The organism is Shewanella sp. HL-SH4, from assembly GCF_051164845.1.
In the GTDB taxonomy this organism is placed as follows: Bacteria; Pseudomonadota; Gammaproteobacteria; order Enterobacterales; family Shewanellaceae; genus Shewanella; species Shewanella glacialimarina.
In genome coordinates, this window is sequence record NZ_CP195037.1 from 757,222 (window position 1) to 782,101 (window position 24,880).

A 24,880-nucleotide genomic window follows, 5' to 3' on the forward strand; every position below is an offset into this window, starting at 1 on the left:
CTCCTAACGAACCGAGCTTAATAAAGTATCGAAAATGGTTTGTGCTGTTGTCATTATTCTGGCGGATGCTTGATAAGCTTGTTGAAAACGCATTAAATTAGCGGCTTCTTCATCAAGATTGACACCTGATTCACTTTGGACTCGGTTATAAGCTTGCTGAAAAATAGCATCTGCTGACCCCGCTCTCACTTCAGCAGCTTTTGTTTTACTGCCAATATCTAATTTAGTGTTTTCAAACACACCGACGAGCGTGGTTGTTCCACCGTTCATTAATTTGGCGTCAGCCATTTCTGCTATTGCAACTGCATTGCTGTTATCACCTTCTGCAAACGATAGATCGAAAGTAAAGCTGTCAGTGACACCTGCTGCAGATGTGTCATCAATTTCGATGCTGAAGCCATAACCGGTATTGACTGTAGGAGGCGTAAAAGCGCTTGGCCCCGCTAAAGAAGTGCCTGATGCATTAAAAACTTCAAAGGTATTGGCAGAACTATCTACGCGAACAGTGAGCTCACTGCCAGTAAGCGGAAAACCAGCTGTAGTACGGCTAACAGCACTAACCTTCACTTCCATTTCACCTGAGTTTGTTGTACTAGCTGTAATCTTAGGTGCGGCGGCGGCAATACCTTTAGGGTCGGTCATTATCATGGTTAACCCAGCAGCTGCACCAGAGGTTGGGCGGATTTCAAACTTGTCGCCATCATTCATTGCACCAGTGCTGATATTGATGGTAAAGCCGTCACCACCGACTAACTCTCCAGGTGGATTTAATGTCAACGGGCTAACTTTACCTGTTTGGGTATCAGTTAATTTATAAGTCGCCGGGGCGGTGAAAGATAACTCATAGCCACCACCACTTAACTTGCCAACATCATCAACATTGACGCTAATTTTTGCATTACCTGTATTAGTAGAGAACTCACCAACCCTTCCAGATGACATTAATGGGTCATTAATGTCGCGAAATAGGTTTTTGCCAACATTGCCATTTAAGTCGAACCCTTTTGACTGCATTTCATTAAATGCATCAGCAATACCTAAAGCCAGCTGGCCTAGCTCTTGGCTGGCAGGCACTAAGGTTTCTGAACGAAAATCAAATAAAGCACCTAACTGTCCACCTAACTTAGAGGGATTAATAATCAGTGACTGATTGCCGGTGCTTGCGGTGATACGAGGCTCATTTGGATAAGGGTCGCCAGTGGTGACGCCAACTGACATCGACACTTCGCCCGATACCAACATCACAGATCCGCCTAACATAATAGACTTAGCACCAGTGTCTAATGGAATGACGTTCACCTGAGCATACTGGCTAAGCTCTTGAATTAGTGCATCTTGTTTATCTAACAATTGACTGTCATCACCACTAGACTTCATTAGTTCTAAGTTGAGGTTGCCCAACTCTTTACTAATTTCGTTAATGCGCACCGTCATTGACTCAATCTGGCTATTGGTTTGTTTAGTTTGATTATCTAAATGCGATTGCATTTGATTCATCGTTTTGGCCAATTGCTCAGCTGAACTTAATGCACTGCTGCGGATCCCTATGTCTGTAGGTAAATCAGCTACGCTATTGATACTGCCAAAAAAATTATTGAGTCCTGCAGGTACCATATTGCCGATTTGTGAATAAAGTTGATCCAATTCACTCATCTTTGAATAAGTCGCCTCAGCACCACTTAAGCTAGTTTGACCAATGCGTAACTCACGGGCAGCGAATTCGTTGTACACTCTTTTAACATCAGTGACATAAGTGCCAGTGCCATAAAAGCTATTGCCTAATCGTTGAGACTCGGTACTTGCTTGGTTCGCCACCTGACGGTGATAGCCTTGTGTATTAGCGTTGGCAATATTATTACTGGTAACCGCCAATTGTGATTGCGATGCCTGTACACCTGTACGAGCAATATTAAGTAGATCGATAGCCATTATTTAGTCTCCACAGGTATTACGGACTTAAGTCCTTCAGTTACAGACTGCATTACGCTGATCACTTTTTTGGCATATTGTGGGTCGGTGGCATAACCCGCCTTTTGCAAAGCATGAATAAATTGACGCGGCTCACTGGCCACTTTGCGCGCATCTTGATAGCGATCGTTTTGAGAAATAAACGACACAAAGTCATTAAAACTTTGCTCTAAGCTTTCATACATACGAAAATCAGCACGTTGTTGAACAGGAATACCTTTTTCAAATTCAAGTGTATTCACTGTGGTTTTATCACCTTGCCAACGTTTATCGGCTTTAATATTGAATAGGTTGTTGCTCATACTGCCATCTTGTTTACGAATAACTTTTTGACCCCAACCCGTTTCAAGTGCCGATTGAGCGATTAACACTTCTGGTGTTGTGCCTAACTGCTTAGCCGCTTTTTCGGCATGGGGATACAACACAGATATGAAGTGTTGTGGATCATTAAATTTATTGATTACCTCAGTTATTGAAGGTGTAGATGCTGTGTTAAGCATTGGTTTACTTATACGTTTTGAACTTACTACAGACTTTTCTTCCGCAGTAGATGCGACCGCTGTAGGCAATACTTTGCCATTAAGATGATCTGTGCCACTTGGCGATACCTTGCCGGCTAAGATTGAATCCATGGTTTGTTTATCTGAAATTGACGACACAGGTGTTGCCATTAAAATGTCGCTTTTACCTGCTAAAGTCTGCGAACTGCCTAGATTATTGTTCGCAGTCCAAGACGGAGAAAAAGAAGAGGTGTTGAGCTCATTTGCGCCATTCACAACCATAGCTGGAATGACATTCCCATCAATATTACCACGCAATACTGATGCAGGTGTCATAGGGCTATCCTCAGGAGAAAGCTGCTGGACCATTAGCTCTGCTAGGCCCAGCATGCCTTTGTTTGATAAATCCATCGACATTTGTTGGTCACGCATTTGCTCATAAAAAGCTGTGGCGTCACTATTAAAAGGGCTATCTGACTTAAATGCTTCGTTGGCATCTCGCATGCTTTTCATCAGCATTTGAATAAAAATACCTTCGAACTGTTTAGCCACTTCTTTAAGCGCGCCCTTCTCGTCTTTCTGGGCTTGAGCACGAAGTGAATCCAGTCCCCCTAGATCCAGAAAGTGCGAAGAATTTGACAGCTTTTCCATAGTAGTCCCGTAACAGAAGTCGGTCTTATTTAAATAATCACTTTAAAAAAGTGCCAATATTTAAATGATGATAAGTTCACCATGCAAAGCGCCTGCCACCTTTAATGCTTCAAGAATAGCTAGAACGTCTGAAGGAGCTGCGCCGACTAAATTCACTGCCCGCACTAATTCATCTAAGGTGGTTCCGGGGTTAAACATAAACATACGTCTATCATCTTGTTGTACGTCAATAGTCGTGTTGGTGGTAACAACGGTTTCTCCCCCTGCCAAAGCATTAGGTTGAGACACTTGTGTTGCTTCAGCTATAGTGACTGTGAGTCCTCCATGGGTAACCGCTGCGGGTAGTAATTGCACATTTTGGCCCACAACTATGGTGCCGGTTCTAGAATTCACTATCACTTTGGCTGACTCGTCAGCTGGTTCAACCTCTACATTTTCTAAGGTCGCTAAAAATGACACCCGTTGTGAGGCATCTCTTGGCGCACTAACTTGAATTGAACTGGCATCTAAAGCTCTCGCCATGCCTGGTCCTAACAAATCATTGATGGCATCTGCGGTTCTCTTAGCGGTAGAAAAATCAGCCCGGCGTAGGTTGAAGGTTAGGTGATCACCACTTGCAAACGGTGATAGCACACTGCGTTCTACAATTGCACCACTAGGAATACGTCCAACTGTTGGGGTGTTCTGTATAACGCTTGAACCGTCTAAGCCATCGGCGCTAAAGCCACTTACCACTAAACTGCCCTGTGCAATGGCGTAAACATTACCGTCGACCCCTTTCATAAAGGTTTGAATCAAGGTTCCGCCACGTAAACTTTTAGCCTCACCAATACTTGATACGGTGACATCTATTGTTTGACCGGGCTTAATGAAGGCTGGCATGTCAGCGTGAACCGCAACCACTGCAACGTTTTTCACTTTAGGTCTAACTGAATCGGGTAAATTTATACCGAAGTTTTTTAACATAGTTTTAAAGGTTTGTTCGGTGTACTGAGTTTTCTCACCAGTACCAGGCAAGCCAACAACAAGTCCATAACCAATAAGTTGGTTACTACGAACACCTTGCACATTGGCAATATCTTTAAGACGCTGTGCTTCAGTGGGTGTGGTAATGACCATACATGCAGTGAAAATCAAGACTAAAATAGGTTTAATATTCATGTTCTACCCCTTAAAAAGGCCACCACTCACCCATAAAGAACGAGCTTAACCAGCCCACTTTTTGGGTGTCGGCAAAGGTGCCGGTTCCGCTATATTGGATACGAGCATTAGCTACTCGTGTTGATTCGACTGTGTTATCTGGTGTGATATCTTGGCTGCGCACAATACCCGTCACGCGAATAAATTCATCGCCATTATTGATGGAGATCCATTTCTCGCCTCGAATAACCAGGTTACCGTTACTCAGTACTTGCATTACATTGGCAGAAATACTGCCATCTAAACTGTTCGATTGATCAGCATCAGCTTCACGTTTGGTATTCATGCTGTCTGAATAGCGTAAATCTAACGGTACCCCTTTAATAGAGATATTACCGCCACCAGCGTAAAGTGGATCGACACTTAATCCGGTATTTTTTTTCATTTCATTGTTGGCACTTTTGGTCGCCTGAGTAGACTCTTTCAATACAACGGTGATGATGTCACCTACTTTGTGGGCACGAAGATCCGAGTACAAACTTGAAGCTTGTGAATCTAAAAATATTGATCCCGTGGCTACCACTTGAGTCGAAGGTTCTTCAGGATAAACAGGCGCGTAAAAAGGATCATCTGGGATCGGCTTTTTCTGAGTAGAACTGCAACCGACTAACAGCATGGCTGTTGTAGCTAAAACAAGAAGTTTACTCATCACTGCCCCCTAAAGATTTTGATTAACATAAGACAGCATTTGATCTACTGCTGAAATAACCTTCGAGTTCATTTCATAGATCCGCTGACTTTGAATTAAATTAACCAATTCTTCTGTCACATTAACATTCGATGTTTCTAACGCGCCTTGACGAATTGCCCCTAAACCATTTTGTGAAGCAGTACCTTGAATAGGCGTGCCACTGGCACCGGTTTCGGTATAGAGATTCTGGCCCAGTGGATCAAGTCCAGACGGGTTGATAAAGTCTGTCATGGTAAGCTGACCGATTGTCTGATTATCTGTTGCACCAGCCAATTTAACTGACACTTCACCCTCAGCAGAGACAGTAATACTCATAGCATCTTCAGGAATAGTAATTGGCGGTTGCAATACGTAGCCTGAACCAGGGGTAACAATTTGCCCGGTATCATCTAAGCTAAATTGACCATTACGGGTATAGGCTGCTGTGCCATCAGGCATTTGGACTTCAAAGAAACCAGGACCTTCAATCATTAAATCTAATGAATTGTCGGTTGTGAGCATGTTGCCCTGGGTAAACACTTTTTGCGTAGCAACAACTTTGGTACCCGCACCTAAATTTAAACCATTAGGTAACTTGGTATTGTCGGCACTGATCCCACCGGCTTGGTTAATTGTTTGATAGAGCAAATCTTCAAATACCGCACGGCCTTTTTTGTAACCTATGGTGCTAGCATTCGCCACATTATTTGAAATAACCGCAATATCTGTTTGTTGGGCGTCTAAACCCGTTTTACTAATCCACAGAGCTGGATGCATAATAAATACTCCTAACCAATTCTTAGTAACGATGAAGATGAGCGATCTGCTTCTTCTGCATTTTTCATCATCTTCACTTGCATTTCGTACTGACGCTGAATATCTATCATCGCCACCATTTCATGTACAGGGTTAACATTACTGCCTTCAACAGCACCACTTTCAACTTGTACCATGGGATCTTTGGGTGCAGGCAAACCAGACATTAAGCGAAATAAGCCATCTTCACCGCGCATCATTTGATCATTGCCCGGATTAACAAATTTAATTCTGGCGACTTCCTCAATCACTTCAGCTGTCGCTCCCTGAGGGCGAATTGAAATGATGCCATCTTGTGAAATATGAACTTTATCGATTGGCAGTGGCAAAACAATTGGGCCTGCATCGCCCATAATTGGCGTATTACGACTATTAACCAGCAGTCCAGTACTATCGAACTTCAAATGTCCTGCACGGGTATAAGCTTCTGACCCATCAGCCGCTTGCACTGCAATCCAGCCATCACCTTTAATGGCAATGTCTAAGTCATTACCCGTCTCTCTGATAGGACCTGGAGAAAAATTAGACCCAGGGCTTTCAATCATTGAAAATACTCGCGTAGGCAAACCTTCGCCAAACGCCTGCATTGACCTTGCTTGGGTCATATCCGATTTGAAGCCATCGGTGTTGGCATTGGCTAAGTTGTTCGCACGAACGGCAAGAGCATTCATGCCTTGCTTTGCACCGCTCATTGCAACATACAAAAATTTGTCCATTTGCCGCTCCGTCAATAATGCTTTAAATAAAGATACTAACTAGACAAAGCAAAGGGCATGCCAACAATCACGGTCAATATAAGTAACTGATTTAATTAGGTGGGGATACGATTTAAAACATAGTATTGTGAATGAAGTGTCAAAAAAACACCGATAAGAGAAAGTGAAAAAAAATAATGAAAATAAAAGGCAAGGTGTTGCCGCTATGGGCAACACCTTATTAAAGCTAATATTATAAAAACCAATGAAACGAGTGCTGTCAGGAAGCTTATTATCTGATCTGCAATATCGTTTGGTTCAAGGTATTGTTAACTTCAAGCGTACGGGAATTGGCTTGAAAGTTACGTTGGGCAGAGATTAAATCAACTAATTCTGTAGTTAAGTCGACATTCGATTGTTCAAGTGATGAAGAACGAATACTGCCGAAAGTACCGCTATTTGCTTCGCCCGCTAATGCAGGGCCAGAATCTAAACTCGCCTTCCAGGCAGTATTCCCTACCTGAGTTAAACCTTGCTCATTTGCAAAGCGAACTAAAGCGACTCGCGATAAAGGCACAGTAGAACCATTACTATAGCTTGCTGTGACTAAACCATCAGCACCTATACCTACGTTAGTTAATCGACCTACTGTTGTACCATCTTGAGTTAACTCAGTGACTTCAAATGGTGAGGCATATTGTGTCGGATTATTAAAATCAATCGTAACAGTCTGTGAGCCATCAGCTCCAGGCCCTAATACATTGGCACCAGTAACACCCAGTGGCAGAGTTTTTAGCACTGTAGGATTGCTACCGGTATAAGTACCAGAGTCATTAAACTTTATGACAGATCCTCTCCAACCACCTGCAGTTTGTGCATCACGAGGTGCACCATCAACTAAACCATCACCCGTAGTATCAACACTATATTGGCCAGCTGCACCGTCTAAACTTACTGGTTTACCATCAATGGCATAAAATGCAACCCAGTTACTTTCACCTGTGTAGGAACCGTTTTCAGGCTTAATAAAGTAGCTGGTCATGATATGCGATTCACCCAGAGAGTCATAGATAGTCACTGAAGTAGAATTATTAAATGTATCTGCATTGTCAGGATCAAATGCAGCAGGGTCTAAAGGTGACTCACCGACATTTAGATTCATCTGTAGGCCGACTTTACTAGACATAATAGGACTTCCTGCTGTGTCTGGTACTTTAATTGCCTGTGTAGTGGTTAAACTCACTGAAGTCGAGTTACCGTCCTTATCCACAGGGAAGCCCTGTAAGAAGTTGCCCGCTGAGTCAACCATATAATTATTTGAATCAACCTTAAAAGCGCCTGCTCGGGTAAATGATTGGTCACGTGTGCCAATCCCTGATGAGGTCACAAAAAAACCCCCACCACTTATCGCCATATCCAAAGAGTTACTGGTAAGTTGTAAACTACCTTGGTGAAACTGTTGTGCTACTTGAGTTGTAGCAACACCGCCACCGACTGCAGTTTTGCTGTTAGAAAAAATTGAGTTAGCATACACATCGGCAAACTCCGCACGAGACTCCTTAAAGCCTATAGTATTTACGTTTGCAATGTTATTGGCTGTGGTATTTAGATCTTTTTGAGCGGCTGCAATACCACTTAATGCGATGTTAAAAGACATATTTCACCTCGAGTAATCAGGTTTTCTTTAATGACAATTTCTTGTCACAAGCGTTATTAAATTTATGATTCGGACACCGCAAGTACATCGGTCAATTTAATGCCACCAATACCTCGAAGATTGAGAATCGCCCCAGTTGCTGCTGTACCTAATGAAACACTCGTCACATGTGCATAAGTAGAAACAGGTAAATCTTGAGATTGTCCATCGACTTTACCGCTAGCTTTGATGACGTAAGCACCTTCAACCACAGGTTTACCATTTTTATCTAGACCGTCCCATGTCACGTCGACGTTTCCGCCAGCACTGCCATCAATATCAAAGGTCTTAATTAACTGACCTGACTCATCTTCAATACGAATGCTTATTTTATCAATAGCAGCAGGCGTGCTTACCACACCTTTAAGTTCAGGACTTGCCGGCGAAATAGATCCAGTGTCTGATGGGATCAACACTTTGCGCCCAACTAAACTAGAAGCTTGTAATGCCTGGCTTGAACTCATAACACCATTCAAATTGAGAATTTCTTTATTTAAATTCGAAATACCATCAACTGTTGAAAATGAAGCCATTTGAGCAATCATTTGATCATTATCAACTGGCTTAAACGGATCTTGCATTGAAAGTTGCTGACTAAGCAGTGCAAAAAAATCTTCCTGCTTAAGCATTTGATCTTTCGCAGCAGGTGTTTCAGGCGCATCAGGTAAACGAATACCATCTAAAAATGGGTTACCTGTTGTCGTACTCGTCGTGTTCGATTGGACGGTATTTTTACTGACCGTACCGGTATTAGACAATGCTGATGCCTGTTGTGGCAAAGATTGGCTACTATATGGATTAACGAGGCTCATCATTTACCTCCTACAATAATCATGTTATTTACCCATTCTAAGTGTTTGTTGCAGCATTGTTTTAGCTGCATCTGCGACTTGAACATTCATTTGATAAGAACGAGAAGCTGAAATCATATCAGCCATTTCTTCCATTACATTTACATTAGGCTTATAAATGAAACCGTCACCATCGGCCATAGGGTGATCTGGTGAATATTCTTTAACCAATGGCTTATCACTTTCAACAATGCCACTTACATTAACGCGATGAGAACCTGATTGCTGATGATTAGCTTTAGACATTTCAGCTTCAAATACAGGATGTCTGGCACGATAAGTTTGATCAATACTACTGGAAACAGAGTCAGCATTGGCAATGTTACTTGCGGTGGTATTTAAGCGGACAGACTGTGCTGTCATACCTGAACCGGCGACATTGAATATATTAAATAAGCTCATGATTAATCACCTCGTAATGCTTTACGCATACCTGAAAACTTACTTTCTAGGAATCCCAATGACATTTGGTATTCAATAGAGTTTTGCATAAAGGCTGATTGTTCTTGTTGCATATCAACCGTATTACCATCGCCAGTATCAGGCTGGTTAGGGACTCGGAATTTGACATGTTGCTGACTGAGAGCAGTTAAATCAAAATGCTTTTCATTAGTGGCACTCATCGTTAAACCTTTCTGACGAGAACTAGCAGCTTGCATTGCTGAGGCAAAATCGACATCGCGTGCCTTATACCCTGGGGTATTCGCATTCGCTATGTTACTTGATAGCACTTCAGCGCGCTGTGCCCTGACACCAAGGGAGTATTGATGTACCCCAAGTGCATTATCAAAATTAATCGCCATAAAATTGCCTCCATCAGCTAACTGATAGATATAAAGCAAAGGTTATGCCAATTATTTAATCAATGGGAGGATATATAGAGAGGAAAGCATGTGAAAAAAGTAACACATGCTTTTCAATAGGTTAAACTAGGTTTTCTTTTGGTAATATATACCAGGGTTACAGCGGACCATGTCAAATTCTTCTGTTAATCCGGAAATAGATTCTGATGCCCCAAGAAATAAAATACCTTTTGGGTTTAAAGCGGCAGCAAATTGCCGCAAAATTTTAGCCTTTGCCTCAGGCGCAAAATAAATCAATACATTACGACAAAAAATAATGTCGTATTTTCCTAAAAGCGTATAACTTTCAAGTAAATTATGCGCTCTAAAATTCACTAACCGCTTAACATTATCTTTGACTTTCATATTGCCATTAGGCAAAGCATCAAAAAACTGACGTTTACGTTCTTCTGATAATCCACGCGCCAATGCCAAGCCATCATATTCAGCATTTTTACAACGTTCAAGCATCGAAGGTGACAAATCAGTCGCTTGAATAGTCACACCACCAGGCAGTGCACCCGGCTTGCGTTGTTGATACTCTAAAGCGGTCATTGCTAATGAGTAAGGCTCTTGCCCTGAAGAACAAGCCGCAGACCAAATACGCAATGAACGACCTAACTTAGAATATTCAGGTAGTAAAGTATTATGTAATAAATCAAATGGATAACGGTCACGAAACCACAATGTTTCATTGGTTGTCATCGCGTCAATCACTTCCGCACGTAATTGACGTTCGGTGGGCTTCATTGAATGCTTAACCACTTCAGATAGCGAGGGTAAACTGTATTTGCCCATCAATGGTGCTAAACGGCTTCGTACTAGGTATTGTTTATTTTCACCTAAAACGATGCCGCTGTGTTGTTCTAAAAACAATCTAAATTGATTATATTCTGCTTCTGCGAGTGATTTATCTGTCACATTCACATCCTAATATAATGAGTTATATTTGCCCTATCATTAGAGCTTTTACGCATAACTAACATTCATGAATTTTCATGCTGCCTACTGCGTTCAATAGACAGAAAAGATTACAAACTTAAATGTTTGTTTACCGCTGCGGCTAATTCATCAGGATTAAACTTAGCAATAAAGTCATTTGCGCCAACTTTTTGTACCATTGCCTGATTAAATACGCCACTTAAAGAAGTGTGTAGCACAACCTTAATATTTTTTAACTTAGGGTCATCTCTAATTTCAGCTGTAAGGGTATATCCATCCATTTCAGGCATTTCAATATCGGAAATAATCAACGGGATCTCTAACGATACATCATCCATCTCTTTAGCTATAGCCTTGAGTTTGTTCAGTGCTTCTCTACCATCTTTGGCGGTATCAATTTGTAAATTTAAAGACTCAAGAGAACGAATAATTTGCTTACGTGCTACAGCAGAATCATCTATCACCATGACATGATAATTTTGTTCTCTGTCTATGGTTAATGTCTTATCAACTTCTTCACTGATTGCCGTTTTAACAGGAGAAATTTCATCAAGAATTTTTTCCACGTCTAAAATTTCAACCAACTCACCTTCAATTTCAGTAACGGCAGTCAAGTAAGAATAACGCCCAGCACCTTTTGGTGGCGGCATAATGGCAGCCCAATTCATGTTGATAATACGTTCGACAGAACTGACTAAGAAACCTTGAACACTGCGATTGTATTCAGAAATGATAATGAAGCAATTCTCAGTAGAAGTGAGTGGACGTCCACCTGTTGCAGCGCTTAAGTCAATGACTGAAATAGTAGCACCACGAATGTGTGCAACCCCTTTAACAAAAGGGCTCAGTTTAGGTAACTTAGTTAACGGAGGACATTGAAGCACTTCTTTCACTTTAAACACGTTAATGCCAAAGCGTTGACGGCCATTAAGCTTAAACAACAGTAACTCTAATCGGTTTTGGCCAACTAATTGAGTACGTTTGTTGACTGATTCCATGATACTCGACATAACACTGCCTTTTTTTATTAAAATATCCGAATAAATAGATACTAGCTTGTTTTACTTAAAAACATAAATCGAATCATGATTTGTCTTGATTAGTAGGATTAAATTTGTCCTTCCTGCTGCTCATGATTCGACTATGCACTGGGTCAAGCCAATAACTTACTACCGGCATGATTATTGCTTTTAAATTATATTAATTGCATTAGCAGAATAAATAACGAGATAAGTCAATATATTGTCGCTACAGCTTAGCAAACTATGCCGTATTTGATATCAAATAAGCACATACACAAGCGGCATCAATATTTTCAAAAGACTCTAGATCAATTTATTCTTTTTATCTTCATAGAATTTAAGTATAGGTGCATTCTGGCTAAACAAGCTAGTATCTTCATTATGAAAATATATTTTTTGTTATTTTTTTATTTATTGTTCAATTCATTAGCTGCTTTTGCTGATGAAGAAGCTAGCATACCCTCTGTATCGACCATAAGTGAGATGGCTGAAGAGGCTGTTAGAAAAAAATCCAATTAACACCTGATGCTCAGTTGATAATTACCCCTCAAAATTTAGAAGGTCGCTTAACGCCTCCGCGCTGTTATAAGCCATTAACAATCGAACTTGCAAGTGATCGGGACATAGCTAGGAATAATACGGTTAAAATAAGTTGCAACAGTCCTGACTATGATTATCCTTGGCAAATATTTTTATCGGTGAGAGTCGAAATCATGTATCCCGTTGTGGTCGCCAGTGAAATTATCTCGCCGGGCATATCACTATCAACACAACAACTGCACATAGAATATATTGATCAGTTCAGCCTTAGAGGTCAATTTTATTCTGACATCAAAGCCGTTTTAGGCAGTAAAACTAAAAGACGTATTAGTAAAGACGCGCCAATTTTAAATAGTCATTTATGCTTTGTGTGCAAAGGTGATGCTGTATCAATATACGCCAGGAGCGAAAACCTCCAAATTAAAACATTAGGTGAAGCGATGCATGACGGTAGTATCGGTGAATCGATTAGAGTTAGGAATGCAAATTCAAGCAGAGAAATAGAAGCTAGGGTAATTGGTGTTGGTGAAGTAGAAGTAAGAATGTAAGAATGTAAAATAGATTAAAGTTTTTTTCAGCTAGGTCGATAGCCTATTTGGAAAACCAAAATTAACGCTGGAGCCACTCATGGCAATTGACATTAATAAACTTAAAGCTGCAACTTCGACACCAATGCAAACGGCACGAGATGCTAAAACGACAGGTAATACCGCTCAAGCAGCTCCCAAAGCTGCCACTGTTACAGTAAAGACCGACTCTGTTAGCATTACGCCTCAGGCGCAAGAGTTGCAAAGTGTGCAGTCAAAAATGGCTAGCCTACCTGAAATCGATCAAAAGAAAGTAGCCGAAATTAAACAGGCTATTTCGGAAGGCCGTTATAAAATTGACCCTGAAAAACTTGCTGCAAATATTGCAAGCTTTGAATCAGAGCTAAGCGGGCTTAAGTTCCAAGAAGAGTAGTAAAGCACTCAATATTGCTGTGTGCATGAATGTTTGCTGTAGTCTATTCTTCTGAGCTGAAATAAATCAGAATACCGGTGCCTAATGGCATCATAGATAATTGTTTTTCAAGCAAAATAATTTGAGTAATAGCATGGCTGAACTATCTACACTGCTCTCCCACCAGCACGGCATATTGACGTCGCTGAAGTCACTTATATCTGCAGAAAAGCAAGCGCTGCAAGACCAAAATGCCGACAAGCTGTTGAAACTTGCCCAAGAAAAGCAGCAATGTTTAATCGCACTGCAAACTAATGACCAGTCGATGGCTAATCACCCTGAGCATGCAAGACTGACATCAGACCCCGAGCTTATTGAAAAAGTCACTTTATCGAAAAGTCTTCTTGCTGAATGCAAAGATATTAATCAGCAAAACTCTAGCTTAATAGAACTGAATATCGCTAGTTTAAATAGATTTTCTCAGGCACTGCAAGCCAGTCGAAATGCATCAAGTTTAACCTATAATGATAAGGGTAAAACCTCGACGATTTCGACCCTGGGTAATGATTTTAAAGCATAAACGTAGGCTAGGTTTTATGTGAAAAGCGTCACAGAACTAGCGTTTAATGAATTATCTATTGACCTAACATATCTTGTTTTAAGCTTTTTTGAGCAGGCTTATCTCCTAACCAAATTTTAATAAGCGCTTGACGAAATAACTCACCAGGGATTTCACCCTGTGGTTGATCATTTTTAAAACTTGCAACCCCTTTATCCCTTGTTAATACAAAAGTAAATTGGTCACCATCGATAATTTCAGCGCTAAATAAAGCCATAAACTGGTCTATTTCAGTTTGTAAGTGCACACTATTTCCATCAGTAGCTTCATCAAACCCATCTTTAATGGCATCGGTCATCTTATCTGAGGTGATCATCTCTGAAGTGATACGTAAACGGATAACTGCAACTGGCTGTTCAATTACTTTTTCCAGCTCAGATTGAACAGATGCAAGGTATAAACTGCCAATATACAAATCCATGAAAAACTTACTGCGAACCCCTGCACCATTAAGGACTAAAGATTGCTGATTAACGACGATGGAATCGGGCACATTTATGCCAGATATCATTTTAGCTTGCAGAATTGGACTAACGAATAAAGCGACGGCTAAACCTAAATAGGATAATAATTTCATACTAAATATTCTTGTAGGATAAATATTTGAATTAAACTGAGCACAACTTAGCTAAGCTAAAATTACGGAAATAAAGGGTAGTTAGCCGCGAGTGCCTAATTTATATTGTCCGTTTTGCTCAAACATAAGCGCTTGTTTTTGGGTAGGAGAAACCAATAAAGGGCCATCATCAAAAAACAGAAAACATTTCCAATTACGGACAAACACATCCCAGCGAGTTTCGATAACCTGGTACTTTTCATAACAAAAATAAACAGTTGTATCATCACTCCATTGAATATGCTCAATGATAGCTTCAGGTAGCACATTATCACTCGCATCCCAGGCTGCTTGCCAGTGTTCAGTCGCGCTCCATGCGTCCTGTTTCACTGGCCAATCACCTTTAGTGAATTGTTCTGCTCGGCTACTTTTATTACTTATCCATTTATTCCAGACTTCCATTGCGCTTTTATCAGATAAAGGCTTAATCATCACTTTATCCGTTTCGCTAACTGGTAAATCTTTATGGTTAAAAATCCATTTACGTTTATAGTTCTCAAATGAAATATAAGTATGTCCCACACGACCCCACTATTGAAATGTATAATTTATTCGCCTGCCATTATACGGTTTGACTGACGACAAAGGAAATTATGGTTATCGATAACTAACTGTACAGCATTGATTGTGTTTATTAACCACCAATCTGTTGCAGATAACGCATTGCAGCTTGATTTTTGACATCTAAGTTCAATACATTTTGAAAACATGATTTAGCGCTATCAATTTGGTTCATTTCAGCAAGAAAAATACCTAGCTTTAGCAATACCAGAATGTCCTCAGGGTACTTATTTAAATAATCGAGATAAATATTTAACGCTTCCTGCGGTTTATCACTCAATCTTAAAGCATGAGCATATTGTGGTAAGTATTCATCGCTATAGTGGATTATTTTTGCAAAATGCGCAGTAGCTAGTTCAAGTCTATTCAGTTGCAAAGCCAGCTTGATAAGCTGTTTTAATTCAGCTTCATGACAAAGATCTATCGGAATTTTCAATATTGTTTCTAACGCTAACTCAGGAGTCTTCTCCAACATTTGCTGATAACTTAACGCTAAATGATAAAGCCTGGACGCCTCTACATCAGTCTCGATAAAGGGAAAAGTATATTCCACAATCTTAGATATACCCAGTAAATGTCTATTATGAAACAGTATCTGTAACTTTTTAAAAGCGTTGCCCATTCTTGGTCCGGTTGATTTACTGGTGTTATTTATGTATTTTTTAACCACAAATTGTTCGAAATACGTTATTTGGGCCGTTTGAATTAGCTCAAGTTCTATAGCGGTTAAATTTGCATATTGATGGGGATGGTTAGCCTGCCAAATGAGCGTTCTTCCCCATTGTTTATCATCATTCCACTGCTTACATAAGACGCCAATGTCACTTTGAGGCTGATATTCATTCATCCTTGATCGAACTCGTTGAGTCGCTGAAATAATTAATTCCGATAGCTCAGTCGATATAGCCATAAATGCCTGGTAGTAAATCCGAGTATGGTTAACAACATCTTGCTGTGACCACTCTTCCTTTTTTTTGTAGACAAAAAGTGCGAGAACTCATAATAACCATAAAATTTAATAAGATGGGCAAGTGAAATAAATTTTTTATTAATACTCCGCTCTATATTATCGATCTTCTCTGCCAACGCTGGAATAGCTTGAGGCTTTTTCTGACTTTTTTCTATTTTGTTATTAAGTACTAATGCTTCTGACACTAAAACGTTAAGTTGTAGCAGTTTATCTTGAGTTGTAGTAAGAGCATCTAAGGTATCACTTAAGTACTTAAGTTTTTCTTGTGTAGAAATCTGATAAGTTTCAGGCTTTAACATTTTCCGCTGTTTATCCGTTATTGGCTTAAGCTTAATATCGTGACAAGCTTGATATCGCACACCTTTTACTTTAGCAGCATCTTTAGATAAGTTGATGTAAGTGGTATTTTTTTGACATGCCACTGAAGCTTGCAATGACTCTATGGCATGCATTAACTGAATTGGGGTTTCAGCCATCTCACCAGAATAGGTTTCCACCCACTCAAGCATCACACCAATGTTAGGGCCTAAACTTGCACCATAGGTCCCCTGAGTGTGCGTCACACCTTTTTGAGAATGGCAAAAATCGACACCGCACAGCAATACTTGCTTAAAACCCATTTCGGTTGCAATTTCAATGGCACTGTTGGTTACGGTTGGGCCAACTGACTTTATATTGTCTGCGTCGCTATCGTTGTTCCAAGGCAAACGCGTGCCGGTATAGAGTGCGGCGCCTCTCCATTGCCCCATAATTTGTGGTGCCACATGATAGGAATTAATCAGTAAAGCATTATGTTCTAACTCCATAAACTCTTTATTAACATCAAAACTATGAGATTGTGGATCTACCGATACCACTATATCAGCTTTGATATTGAGTTTAGCTAGTTTTCCCATTACTCGAGAAGCCGCTATAACCACCAACTGCTGGGAGTTCGCTTTAATCCAATCAATAGAGTCATCAAGCGACGGTCCTCCCCCTAATACAATGCAGCTTTTATCAGAAAATTGTTGTTTTAAAATAGTCGCTGGAATTAGATTCTCGGCTAGGTTATGTAACTGAGCTTGTACAAAAACTTTCTGATTAAAACCAATGCCCTGCTCAAAATATTCGTGTTCAAGCGTAGTCTCCACTTGAGCATTGAGCCTACAATAGGACTCAAGATAGTTTTCGGCTACAGCGATTGAACGATGAATTCTAAATTTCTGCTTCACAATATAGAGATTATTTTCATGCTCTTTGATGAGTGCAGAAAAACTATCTGGTGAACATATAGTCAAATCGCTTTGCAAAGCTTTGGGAACCTCGATTGTCAATAACGCTAAAACGTCAGACAATTCTACAAAAATATATTTACTTCCCTTCGCTAGCGGACGATCCATTATGTAATTAGCTAATAGACCAGAGTCTAAACCTATGATGACATGTAATGTGTCAACTGCGCCAAAGGCGTCCTTAAACTTTTCTTCATACAAAGAAACTGAGTCAATTTTTTCGAAGGTATGTCGATTAACACTAGGTAAGTAACCTTCTTCAAACTGGCTTATAGCAAATATTTTGGCTATTTCTGATGGTGTATTAAGCATGGTGCCCTCAGCGATTAATTGTCCATAGTTTCTGTCAATTAATTGTCATTGTTAATCGACTAATCAACCCAATTTAAACAGTTTATCTAAAATACTCATTTAAATGCGACATTTATGCCACAAGGCTAAACAAAATGTAATTTATGCCAGTTTATTTCAAATTTGTAAAAAATAACCAATTTTCACGACGCAGAAGTAAAATAAGGTTAGACAATTAGAATTAAGTTACTAAGATTACAAATGTTTATATAAGTTTGCTGGCTAAATTGCACTATCATATAAATATAATTTATGGGTAGCTGTTGTGGTTAAACCTATTATGGTGCAAAAATTGCTTTAACGGTTTGTAGGGTTAACAAGAAAAGTTGTCTTTTGCCAGCTTAATATCGCAATAAAAAGAAAGCTGGGCGACGAAGATAATAATTTGGAGAGTACATGTTTGACAATAAATCGATTCTAATAACAGGCGGTACAGGCTCATTTGGTCAGAAATATACTAAGACTATTTTAGAGCGATACAAGCCTAAGCGGTTGATTATTTTATCGCGCGATGAACTCAAACAGTATGAAATGCAGCAGGTCTATAATGCCCCCTGTATGCGATACTTTCTTGGCGACGTCCGCGATGGCGATCGGATGATGCAGGCCTTTAAAGATGTGGATTATGTTATTCACGCCGCGGCGATAAAGCATGTTCCGGCCGCTGAATATAACCCGATGGAATGCATTAAAACCAATATTCATGGCGCCGAAAATGTCATTAAAGCGGCTATTGCTAATAAAGTGAAGCGAGTCATTGCGCTCTCTACCGATAAAGCTGCTAATCCGATAAATCTTTACGGTGCGACTAAGTTAGTTTCCGATAAATTGTTTGTCGCCGGTAACAATATTGTTGGTGAAGGCGAAACACGATTTTCGGCGGTCAGATACGGCAATGTGGTTGGCTCACGCGGTTCGGTTGTACCTTTTTTTCAGCAATTAATTCGAAATGGCGCAACATCACTACCGATAACCCACCCAGATATGACACGTTTTTGGATTAGCTTACAAGACGGGGTTGATTTTGTACTAAAGAATTTTGAACGTATGCAAGGCGGAGAAATCTTCGTGCCTAAGATACCATCGGTGCGTATTACTGATTTAGCTGAAGCTTACGGTCCGGGGCTTAAACACGATATTGTCGGTATTCGCCCTGGTGAAAAAATGCATGAAATTATGTGCCCTGCTGATGATTCACATCACACCATCGAATTTGATGATCACTTTGTGATAACGCCAAGTATTTCCTTCTTTGGTCGTGAGCATGATTACTCTATCAGTCAACTCGGTGAAAAAGGAGCTTTAGTTAAACCGGGGTTTGAATATCACTCGGGTAATAACCACCACTTTTTATCTATCGCTGAAATAAAACATTTGGATGAGGGGAGTGTTTAATGATCCCCTACGGACGACAAGATCTAAATACGGCAGATATCGAAGCTGTCATTAGCGTCTTAAATAGTGATTATTTAACCCAAGGCCCTCAAGTACCACTATTTGAAGCTAATATTTGTCGCGAAACTCAGGCCAATTTTGCCGTGGCAGGAAATAGCGCAACATCAATGTTGCACGCTGCCTGTCTAGCATTAGGGGTTGGTAAAGGGGATATTGTTTGGACAAGCCCTATCACTTTTGTCGCCTCGGCCAATTGTGCACTCTATTGCGGTGCAAAAGTTGACTTTGTGGATGTAGATCCGTCAACAGCCAATATGTGTCCCGATGCATTAGAGAAAAAGCTTCTTGAGGCCGATAGGTTAGGAATATTACCTAAGGTTATTATTCCTGTGCACATGGCGGGTCACAGTTGTGATATGCAGGCGATATCTAAGCTAATAAAACCTTATGGTATAAAGCTCATTGAAGATGCTTCGCATGCAATAGGTGGACACTATGTTGATAAGCCCATTGGTAGCTGTCAATTTAGTGACATTACCGTTTTCAGTTTTCATCCTGTTAAAATTATCACCACAGCCGAAGGAGGAGTTGCAACCACAAATTGTCCGCAACTGTCTCAAGCAATGCAATCGTACCGCAGCCATGGCATAACTAAAACCGCTGATGAGATGCTAAGACCTGATGAGGGTGATTGGTACTATGAGCAACATAATCTTGGGTTCAATTACCGGATGACAGATTTACAAGCCGGATTAGGAAATAGTCAGATAACACGCTTGAGTGAGTTTGTTGATAAACGTAATCAGCTAGCTAAACGTTATAAATTACTACTTAATAAGTTAGATATTAAATTTATTCAACCTATTAATCACTGTCACAGCGCCTATCATCTGTTTATTGTGCGCTTGCCTGCAAATATCGACCGTAAGTCTGTATTCAACCTAATGCGCTTAGCTGGGATTTGCGTTCACGTGCATTATTTCCCTGTTTACCTTCAGCCTTTTTACATGAAAAAAGGTTTTCTGCCTGGCCATTGCCCTGGCGCGGAAATTTATTATAGCCATTGTTTAACGTTGCCACTTTACACAGAGTTAACAGAAAGTGAACAGAATTTTATCGTCAGTAATCTTACTAGAATATTAGGCTCGTAAGAATGGTCATGGCACTTAAACCATGCTGATTAAGTTGCAGGCACAAGATTATCCTGTTCAAAAAGCAATCAAATTGAAAGTTCTTATCATAGATATTTTAAGTTTAGCTTCCCTGTAAACTTAAAATCTATAATTCAAAACTATAATCCATAGGAAGTTACCTTGCTTAATTTTGTATACATTGTGGGTGGTGGAACATTTGCGATAAAACTCGCTAAGGTAATGACTGATGCTTCGATAGATTTCGAATTTGTCGATGAAATGTCAGCAAGCCCCCTTATAGGTAAAAAAGTACATCAAGCTTGCAATATACCTAACGTTAGTGCTGAATTTATCATTGCGATTTCTCATGTTGAACATGCTCAGCGTGCTATTGATAGGCTATGTTTCTCAGGCGTTAACCGCGCAAATATTCTTGCCTTGTATTACGAATCAGCAGCAAATGTTCTAGAATTTATGCTGAAAAAAGATAGACAGAAATGTCTCTATTTAATCGAAAATCAAGGTGGTGATTTTAAAAAAATAGAAAAATTATTCTTTGATAATGATTATAAGAATCTTTATACCTTTGAAAAATATTGTAAAAAAATAGGTTTTTACTATATTGGCAAAGGAGGCGGTTTTCGTTCCCATGTTCTAGGTTTGCCTAAAGAATTAAGTGAAACCTTCGTTGTTAAAGAATTTAGCGATCAACCTCCACACCCAACGGCTCTTAAATCATATCATGTGATGAGTGAGCAAAGTATGCTAGAAAGTACTTGGCCCGATTTGGTCATTAATCCTCATTTTTTTGAATGCTCGCCTGCCCATATCCCGAAACTAACTATGATGCATATGGTTTATGACTTTCTCGTATATAAAGATTTAGTTGCCAGAGTGATGGCTCAACCACAAACACACTACCTATTTATACCATCTCGGCCTAGTATGGAACTCCATCAAAAAATATGTCGGGACTATAACTTACAAAATAATGTGGTATTAATTCCTGGTGGTTACCCACGTTTAGATAACAGTATTGCTAGATTAGATGATTCAAAATTAAGCGATAAAAAATCCGAGTTTATTATTTATGCACCAACATTATCGGCATTAATGACATCATCTGAAACAAAATATACCTACTCAATTTTTGACGCTGTAGAATTCATACCTGCCATTTTAGCGGCATTTCCCGATAAGCAGATTATATTTAGACCGCATCCAGATGATCTTTCGGTCATAAAACAAGGCATTGTTACAAAACGCGCAAACGCATTTAGACAATTACTTAAATTATGTGATCTTGAGCCTAGATGCCATTTAGATTCTAATCAATCAGATTATATATCCACTTTTTCCAAGGCCAGAGTACTGATTACCGATACTTCAGCAATTGCTTATTCATTTGCATTAACGACGAAAAGACCAGTAATTTTTTACTCCGCAGATCAAGAAAAAGTTAAACAGTTAATGCCTGATGTAGCATACATAAAAGATAGAGAGAAGATTGGTTATTGCGTTGACTCTATCGAGCAATTAATTAATACATTAACTAATTGTTTTAATGAAGATAATGACATTGAAAAAATCGAATTCTGCGAACAGGTTGTTTATCATCGAGGTAGCTCGATGCAGTATCTAATCGACAATATTGAATATATTTTAACAGGCAAAAAACACCCGGATTGGTGGTATTGGCTTGATAATTGCTAAATAAACTTACTTATTAGAAAGGAGAAATTAATATGAAAACTGAATGGGACTACACAAGCCTAGCTAACGCTTATCTAGAACGACCTGACTACTCTCAAGCTGCTATTGATGCAATGTTGTCTGTGAGCCAGATTAAATCTCAAGAACAAGTTTGTGATGTAGGTGCAGGTGTCGCACATTTGACGCTTATGCTTGGTGCTAAGAATTTACAAGTCACAGCAGTTGAGCCAAACGATGCAATGAGAGCGAATGGTATTAAACGAACCGCTTCATTTGAAAATATTAAATGGTTTGAAGGCACTGGTGAAAATACAGGCCAAAAGAGTGATCAATTTTCATTGGTTACTTTTGGTAGTTCGTTCAATGTTTGTGATCGACAAAAAGCATTACAAGAAACAGCACGTTTATTAACTAAAGGTGGATGGTTTGCATGTATGTGGAATCACAGAGATTTAAATGACCCTATCCAGGCTGAAATAGAATCAATTATTAAAAATATAATTCCATTATATGGATATGGCACTCGCAGAGAAGATCAATGTCAAGTTATTGAAAAAAGTGGACTGTTCAATACTGTGGTTCACCTTGATGCAACTGTAGTCCATCAACAATCAATTGAGAAGTGTATTGAAGCATGGCGGTCACATGCGACATTGGAACGACAAGCTGGTGATAAATTCGCATTAGTAATTGATGCAATTTCGACATTTTTACAAGGGCTAAAGCAAGATTCAATTTTGATCCCTTATTCAACAAACATCTGGATGGCACAACTAAAGTAATAGGTTTAAAAACAAATGAGCCAAATGCCAAACATTAATTTCATCCTGGATGAAAAACATACTGTTTTTAAAATACCTGTCTATATTGTTGGTGCAGGCTCATTTGCTATTAAGTTAGCTAGTGTACTTATTAATAATAAAATTGATTTTGAATTTATTGATGAATATGCATCTTCACCTCTACTTGAGCGAAGTGTGTATAAAGCAGATGAAGTGCCAAAAATAAATGGTTTATACTTTATTGCAATCTCAATTGACGAATACGCTACAGCAGCAATAACAAGACTAACTAGAAAAGGGATTTTAGAAAGCCAATGCATCAAACTTAAATATGATTCCGATAGCATAATGCTTGGTCACATGTTTGAGGAAAATCATAATAAAATTATTGCTATACTATCTAGTCCTTTAACAGACTTTAGTAAAATAGAATCTGTTTTTTATAATAAAAGAAGTGACTTTTTTGAGTCGATGAACTTCGGAAAAAATGATTTGATTGGTATCAGCGGTTTAGGTCGTGGTGGTGGATATTTAGGCCATCTAGGTAATATACCCAATATTTTAGCAAAAAAATATAATACTGTTATTTTAAGTGATTCCATAATCAACGGTAATAATTACAGTAGTGAATCATTTTTAATGGGTCAGTCTGCTATGTGTAATGAAAGTTCGCTAGATCTTGTTATTACTGCACATGTTTTTCCTTGCTCACCAACGTCAACTAAAAAATTAAGCTTTAGTCATATGGTGTATGACTTTCTGATATTTAATGAACAAACCATTGAACATATACAGCAAGCACAAACTCATTATATTTTTGTGCCGTCTATTTCAAGCATGAAAATGCATCAAAATATTTGTTTAGAAAAAAAACTTGATAATAATATTATATTAATACCGGGAGGCTACCCTAAACATGATCACAATATTATTGAATATCAACAATACTGTGATGAACCTTCTGATATCGATAGTATCTTATATGCTCCGACTCTATCCTCTTTGCAGGCAGGCAATGAAACTGATGCTTGTTTTTCAATTTTACAAGCACATTTATTTATCCCTGAGATTTTAGCGCGTTTTCCCGATAAAAAGTTAATTTTCAGGCCACATCCAGAGGATTTAGCACTCATTAAGTTTGATCTAAATCACCCAAGAGCAATTGCATTTTCTAAGCTTGTTTCTTGGTGTACTCTTCATCCAAGGTGTGAAATAGACTCAAGTCAGAATAACTATTTACAAAGTTTTTCACGCTCAGAATTAATTATCTCTGATACATCTTCAGTTGCCTTCTCGTTCGCATTGTTAACTGGCAGACCGGTGTTACTATTTTCAAATGACCACGCCTCTTTAATGGATGATTATATAAATTGTCAGTTTATTGCTGATAGACCTAAATTTTCTCAATTGATCGATAATGAAGAAGATTTATATAAAGCAATTAATGATATTTTCTCTGGTGATAGGCTTAACACTTCAAGTGCCAAATTCTGTAAGAGCACTATATATAACTTAGGTTATTCAGAAAAGTATCTCTATGAAAACTTTAACTACATATTAAATGATCAACGCCATCCAGATTGGTGGTACTTGAAAGATCATATCGGAATTGAACAAATATGAATAATGCATGTGTATATTGGATTACTGGTTTACCTGGTGCTGGTAAAACTACTTTTGCTAAGGCTTTAGTTAAGCGCCTTAGGCGTAAACATTCAAACGTTGTTCATTTGGATGGCGATGATTTAAGAAAGGTATTTGATAATCATGATTTCAGTACTGGCGCAAGGATGAAGCTTGCAATGCAATACGCTAGAATGGCTGAATTGCTCGTCAATCAAAGTATGATAGTAGTGGTATCTACAGTGTCATTATTTCATGAGATTCATCAATGGAATCGCATAAATTTACTAGGTTATATTGAAATATATTTAAATCCCGGAAAAACAGTTTTAAAGCAAAGAAATCAAAAAAACCTTTACGATGATATGGAAGTTAATACTCGTAACATTCTTGGTAAAGGGATTGAACCAGAATATCCAAAATCACCGGATTATATTTTTAATAATGTTAATATTTCAGAGTTAGATTCGAATATTGAAAATATAATTAATCACGTTTAGCTCATTAATAT

25 protein-coding genes and 1 pseudogene are annotated in these 24,880 nt (G+C 39.1%); 10 read left to right on the forward strand and 16 right to left on the reverse strand.

The genetic code is table 11. From position 1 onward, the window contains the following. Window positions 1-3: 3 nt before the first annotated feature. The 12 genes from flgK to ACRWQL_RS04310 form a co-directional block, all read right to left on the reverse strand. Window positions 4-1,929: a flagellar hook-associated protein FlgK gene (gene flgK / locus ACRWQL_RS04255; protein WP_434952520.1), complete on the reverse strand. Its 1,926-nt coding sequence runs from the start codon at window positions 1,927-1,929 to the stop codon at window positions 4-6. Further along, window positions 1,929-3,119, reverse strand: a complete 1,191-nt coding sequence (gene flgJ / locus ACRWQL_RS04260) for a flagellar assembly peptidoglycan hydrolase FlgJ (protein ID WP_434952522.1) — start codon at window positions 3,117-3,119, stop codon at window positions 1,929-1,931. Before flgJ ends, flgK begins: the two co-directional genes overlap by 1 nt. 60 nt (window positions 3,120-3,179) lie before the next feature. Further along, complete coding sequence (locus ACRWQL_RS04265) at window positions 3,180-4,238, reverse strand: flagellar basal body P-ring protein FlgI (RefSeq protein ID WP_434953332.1); 1,059 nt, start codon at window positions 4,236-4,238, stop codon at window positions 3,180-3,182. A gap of 52 nt (window positions 4,239-4,290) precedes the next feature. Further along, window positions 4,291-4,968, reverse strand: a complete 678-nt coding sequence (flgH, locus tag ACRWQL_RS04270) for a flagellar basal body L-ring protein FlgH (protein ID WP_434952524.1) — start codon at window positions 4,966-4,968, stop codon at window positions 4,291-4,293. A 9-nt stretch (window positions 4,969-4,977) separates the two neighbouring features. Beyond that, window positions 4,978-5,766, reverse strand: coding sequence for a flagellar basal-body rod protein FlgG (gene flgG, locus ACRWQL_RS04275; RefSeq protein WP_226410474.1), 789 nt, complete (start codon window positions 5,764-5,766; stop codon window positions 4,978-4,980). An 11-nt stretch (window positions 5,767-5,777) separates the two neighbouring features. After that, a complete protein-coding gene (gene flgF, locus ACRWQL_RS04280) occupies window positions 5,778-6,521 on the reverse strand; it encodes a flagellar basal-body rod protein FlgF (RefSeq protein WP_434928720.1) in 744 nt (247 codons plus the stop codon). Window positions 6,522-6,792: 271 nt separating this feature from the next. Further along, window positions 6,793-8,157: a flagellar hook protein FlgE gene (flgE, locus tag ACRWQL_RS04285; RefSeq protein ID WP_434940390.1), complete on the reverse strand. Its 1,365-nt coding sequence runs from the start codon at window positions 8,155-8,157 to the stop codon at window positions 6,793-6,795. A 62-nt stretch (window positions 8,158-8,219) separates the two neighbouring features. Then, window positions 8,220-9,008, reverse strand: a complete 789-nt coding sequence (gene flgD / locus ACRWQL_RS04290; RefSeq protein ID WP_434953333.1) for a flagellar hook assembly protein FlgD — start codon at window positions 9,006-9,008, stop codon at window positions 8,220-8,222. Window positions 9,009-9,032: 24 nt separating this feature from the next. Beyond that, complete coding sequence (gene flgC / locus ACRWQL_RS04295; protein WP_434952526.1) at window positions 9,033-9,449, reverse strand: flagellar basal body rod protein FlgC; 417 nt, start codon at window positions 9,447-9,449, stop codon at window positions 9,033-9,035. A gap of 2 nt (window positions 9,450-9,451) precedes the next feature. After that, window positions 9,452-9,850 (reverse strand): flagellar basal body rod protein FlgB, encoded by a 399-nt coding sequence (gene flgB, locus ACRWQL_RS04300; RefSeq protein ID WP_434928717.1) that lies wholly within the window; start codon window positions 9,848-9,850, stop codon window positions 9,452-9,454. Between the two features lie 126 nt (window positions 9,851-9,976). Next, on the reverse strand, window positions 9,977-10,816 hold the full coding sequence (locus tag ACRWQL_RS04305) for a CheR family methyltransferase (protein WP_434928716.1): 840 nt from the start codon (window positions 10,814-10,816) through the stop codon (window positions 9,977-9,979). A 104-nt stretch (window positions 10,817-10,920) separates the two neighbouring features. Further along, the gene (locus tag ACRWQL_RS04310) at window positions 10,921-11,841 is read right to left on the reverse strand and encodes a chemotaxis protein CheV (RefSeq protein ID WP_434928715.1); all 921 of its coding nucleotides are present in this window, start codon (window positions 11,839-11,841) and stop codon (window positions 10,921-10,923) included. A 545-nt stretch (window positions 11,842-12,386) separates the two neighbouring features. On the opposite strand from ACRWQL_RS04310, the pseudogene ACRWQL_RS04315 reads away from it, so the two are divergent. The 4 genes and pseudogenes from ACRWQL_RS04315 to ACRWQL_RS04330 form a co-directional block, all read left to right on the forward strand. After that, a pseudogene (locus ACRWQL_RS04315) lies at window positions 12,387-12,506 on the forward strand (flagellar basal body P-ring formation chaperone FlgA); the annotation flags it as partial. A 60-nt stretch (window positions 12,507-12,566) separates the two neighbouring features. Beyond that, window positions 12,567-12,941, forward strand: coding sequence for a flagellar basal body P-ring formation chaperone FlgA (gene flgA, locus ACRWQL_RS04320; RefSeq protein ID WP_434932035.1), 375 nt, complete (start codon window positions 12,567-12,569; stop codon window positions 12,939-12,941). A 79-nt stretch (window positions 12,942-13,020) separates the two neighbouring features. Then, complete coding sequence (flgM, locus tag ACRWQL_RS04325; RefSeq protein WP_226410483.1) at window positions 13,021-13,353, forward strand: flagellar biosynthesis anti-sigma factor FlgM; 333 nt, start codon at window positions 13,021-13,023, stop codon at window positions 13,351-13,353. Between the two features lie 133 nt (window positions 13,354-13,486). Continuing rightward, window positions 13,487-13,912, forward strand: coding sequence for a flagella synthesis protein FlgN (locus tag ACRWQL_RS04330; RefSeq protein WP_434928713.1), 426 nt, complete (start codon window positions 13,487-13,489; stop codon window positions 13,910-13,912). A gap of 55 nt (window positions 13,913-13,967) precedes the next feature. Here ACRWQL_RS04330 and ACRWQL_RS04335 read toward each other — a convergent pair whose 3' ends face one another. The 4 genes from ACRWQL_RS04335 to ACRWQL_RS04350 form a co-directional block, all read right to left on the reverse strand. Then, window positions 13,968-14,528: a chalcone isomerase family protein gene (locus ACRWQL_RS04335; protein WP_434952528.1), complete on the reverse strand. Its 561-nt coding sequence runs from the start codon at window positions 14,526-14,528 to the stop codon at window positions 13,968-13,970. 81 nt (window positions 14,529-14,609) lie between these two features. Continuing rightward, window positions 14,610-15,089: a DUF2947 domain-containing protein gene (locus ACRWQL_RS04340; RefSeq protein WP_434928711.1), complete on the reverse strand. Its 480-nt coding sequence runs from the start codon at window positions 15,087-15,089 to the stop codon at window positions 14,610-14,612. A 112-nt stretch (window positions 15,090-15,201) separates the two neighbouring features. Then, window positions 15,202-16,038 (reverse strand): hypothetical protein, encoded by an 837-nt coding sequence (locus ACRWQL_RS04345; protein ID WP_434953468.1) that lies wholly within the window; start codon window positions 16,036-16,038, stop codon window positions 15,202-15,204. Further along, the gene (locus ACRWQL_RS04350) at window positions 16,008-17,684 is read right to left on the reverse strand and encodes a motility associated factor glycosyltransferase family protein (protein ID WP_434952530.1); all 1,677 of its coding nucleotides are present in this window, start codon (window positions 17,682-17,684) and stop codon (window positions 16,008-16,010) included. Before ACRWQL_RS04350 ends, ACRWQL_RS04345 begins: the two co-directional genes overlap by 31 nt. 435 nt (window positions 17,685-18,119) lie before the next feature. On the opposite strand from ACRWQL_RS04350, the gene pseB reads away from it, so the two are divergent. The 6 genes from pseB to ACRWQL_RS04380 all read left to right on the forward strand — a co-directional run bounded on the left by pseB (window position 18,120) and on the right by ACRWQL_RS04380 (window position 24,869). Further along, the gene (pseB, locus tag ACRWQL_RS04355; RefSeq protein ID WP_434952532.1) at window positions 18,120-19,118 is read left to right on the forward strand and encodes a UDP-N-acetylglucosamine 4,6-dehydratase (inverting); all 999 of its coding nucleotides are present in this window, start codon (window positions 18,120-18,122) and stop codon (window positions 19,116-19,118) included. Then, window positions 19,118-20,269 carry a UDP-4-amino-4,6-dideoxy-N-acetyl-beta-L-altrosamine transaminase gene (gene pseC, locus ACRWQL_RS04360; RefSeq protein ID WP_434952534.1) on the forward strand — a complete coding sequence of 384 codons (1,152 nt, stop codon included), beginning with the start codon at window positions 19,118-19,120 and terminating at the stop codon, window positions 20,267-20,269. Before pseB ends, pseC begins: the two co-directional genes overlap by 1 nt. A 162-nt stretch (window positions 20,270-20,431) precedes the next feature. After that, entirely contained in the window at window positions 20,432-21,964 is a 1,533-nt protein-coding gene (locus ACRWQL_RS04365; RefSeq protein ID WP_434952536.1) for a CDP-glycerol glycerophosphotransferase family protein, read from the forward strand. Between the two features lie 32 nt (window positions 21,965-21,996). Further along, window positions 21,997-22,746 (forward strand): class I SAM-dependent methyltransferase, encoded by a 750-nt coding sequence (locus ACRWQL_RS04370; protein WP_434952538.1) that lies wholly within the window; start codon window positions 21,997-21,999, stop codon window positions 22,744-22,746. A gap of 15 nt (window positions 22,747-22,761) precedes the next feature. Next, window positions 22,762-24,369 carry a CDP-glycerol glycerophosphotransferase family protein gene (locus ACRWQL_RS04375; RefSeq protein WP_434952540.1) on the forward strand — a complete coding sequence of 536 codons (1,608 nt, stop codon included), beginning with the start codon at window positions 22,762-22,764 and terminating at the stop codon, window positions 24,367-24,369. Continuing rightward, window positions 24,366-24,869 (forward strand): adenylyl-sulfate kinase, encoded by a 504-nt coding sequence (locus tag ACRWQL_RS04380; RefSeq protein ID WP_434952542.1) that lies wholly within the window; start codon window positions 24,366-24,368, stop codon window positions 24,867-24,869. The genes ACRWQL_RS04375 and ACRWQL_RS04380 overlap by 4 nt, the downstream gene beginning before the upstream one ends. Window positions 24,870-24,880 lie beyond the last annotated feature (11 nt).

Bases quoted from the DNA above. Each gene is read 5' to 3' on its own strand.
- ACRWQL_RS04345 (WP_434953468.1), bottom strand. From the start codon at position 16,038: ATGGCTATATCGACTGAGCTATCGGAATTAATTATTTCAGCGACTCAA.
- flgC (WP_434952526.1), bottom strand. From the start codon at position 9,449: ATGAGCTTATTTAATATATTCAATGTCGCCGGTTCAGGTATGACAGCA.
- flgB (WP_434928717.1), bottom strand. From the start codon at position 9,850: ATGGCGATTAATTTTGATAATGCACTTGGGGTACATCAATACTCCCTT.
- ACRWQL_RS04310 (WP_434928715.1), bottom strand. From the start codon at position 11,841: ATGTCGAGTATCATGGAATCAGTCAACAAACGTACTCAATTAGTTGGC.
- ACRWQL_RS04265 (WP_434953332.1), bottom strand. From the start codon at position 4,238: ATGGTCATTACCACACCCACTGAAGCACAGCGTCTTAAAGATATTGCC.
- flgE (WP_434940390.1), bottom strand. From the start codon at position 8,157: ATGTCTTTTAACATCGCATTAAGTGGTATTGCAGCCGCTCAAAAAGAT.
- ACRWQL_RS04330 (WP_434928713.1), top strand. From the start codon at position 13,487: ATGGCTGAACTATCTACACTGCTCTCCCACCAGCACGGCATATTGACG.
- flgA (WP_434932035.1), top strand. From the start codon at position 12,567: ATGTATCCCGTTGTGGTCGCCAGTGAAATTATCTCGCCGGGCATATCA.
- flgJ (WP_434952522.1), bottom strand. From the start codon at position 3,119: ATGGAAAAGCTGTCAAATTCTTCGCACTTTCTGGATCTAGGGGGACTG.
- ACRWQL_RS04370 (WP_434952538.1), top strand. From the start codon at position 21,997: ATGAAAACTGAATGGGACTACACAAGCCTAGCTAACGCTTATCTAGAA.
- flgM (WP_226410483.1), top strand. From the start codon at position 13,021: ATGGCAATTGACATTAATAAACTTAAAGCTGCAACTTCGACACCAATG.
- pseB (WP_434952532.1), top strand. From the start codon at position 18,120: ATGTTTGACAATAAATCGATTCTAATAACAGGCGGTACAGGCTCATTT.
- flgK (WP_434952520.1), bottom strand. From the start codon at position 1,929: ATGGCTATCGATCTACTTAATATTGCTCGTACAGGTGTACAGGCATCG.
- pseC (WP_434952534.1), top strand. From the start codon at position 19,118: ATGATCCCCTACGGACGACAAGATCTAAATACGGCAGATATCGAAGCT.
- flgG (WP_226410474.1), bottom strand. From the start codon at position 5,766: ATGCATCCAGCTCTGTGGATTAGTAAAACGGGTTTAGACGCCCAACAA.
- flgD (WP_434953333.1), bottom strand. From the start codon at position 9,008: ATGAGCCTCGTTAATCCATATAGTAGCCAATCTTTGCCACAACAGGCA.
- ACRWQL_RS04335 (WP_434952528.1), bottom strand. From the start codon at position 14,528: ATGAAATTATTATCCTATTTAGGTTTAGCCGTCGCTTTATTCGTTAGT.
- ACRWQL_RS04380 (WP_434952542.1), top strand. From the start codon at position 24,366: ATGAATAATGCATGTGTATATTGGATTACTGGTTTACCTGGTGCTGGT.
- ACRWQL_RS04350 (WP_434952530.1), bottom strand. From the start codon at position 17,684: ATGCTTAATACACCATCAGAAATAGCCAAAATATTTGCTATAAGCCAG.
- flgF (WP_434928720.1), bottom strand. From the start codon at position 6,521: ATGGACAAATTTTTGTATGTTGCAATGAGCGGTGCAAAGCAAGGCATG.
- flgH (WP_434952524.1), bottom strand. From the start codon at position 4,968: ATGAGTAAACTTCTTGTTTTAGCTACAACAGCCATGCTGTTAGTCGGT.
- ACRWQL_RS04375 (WP_434952540.1), top strand. From the start codon at position 22,762: ATGAGCCAAATGCCAAACATTAATTTCATCCTGGATGAAAAACATACT.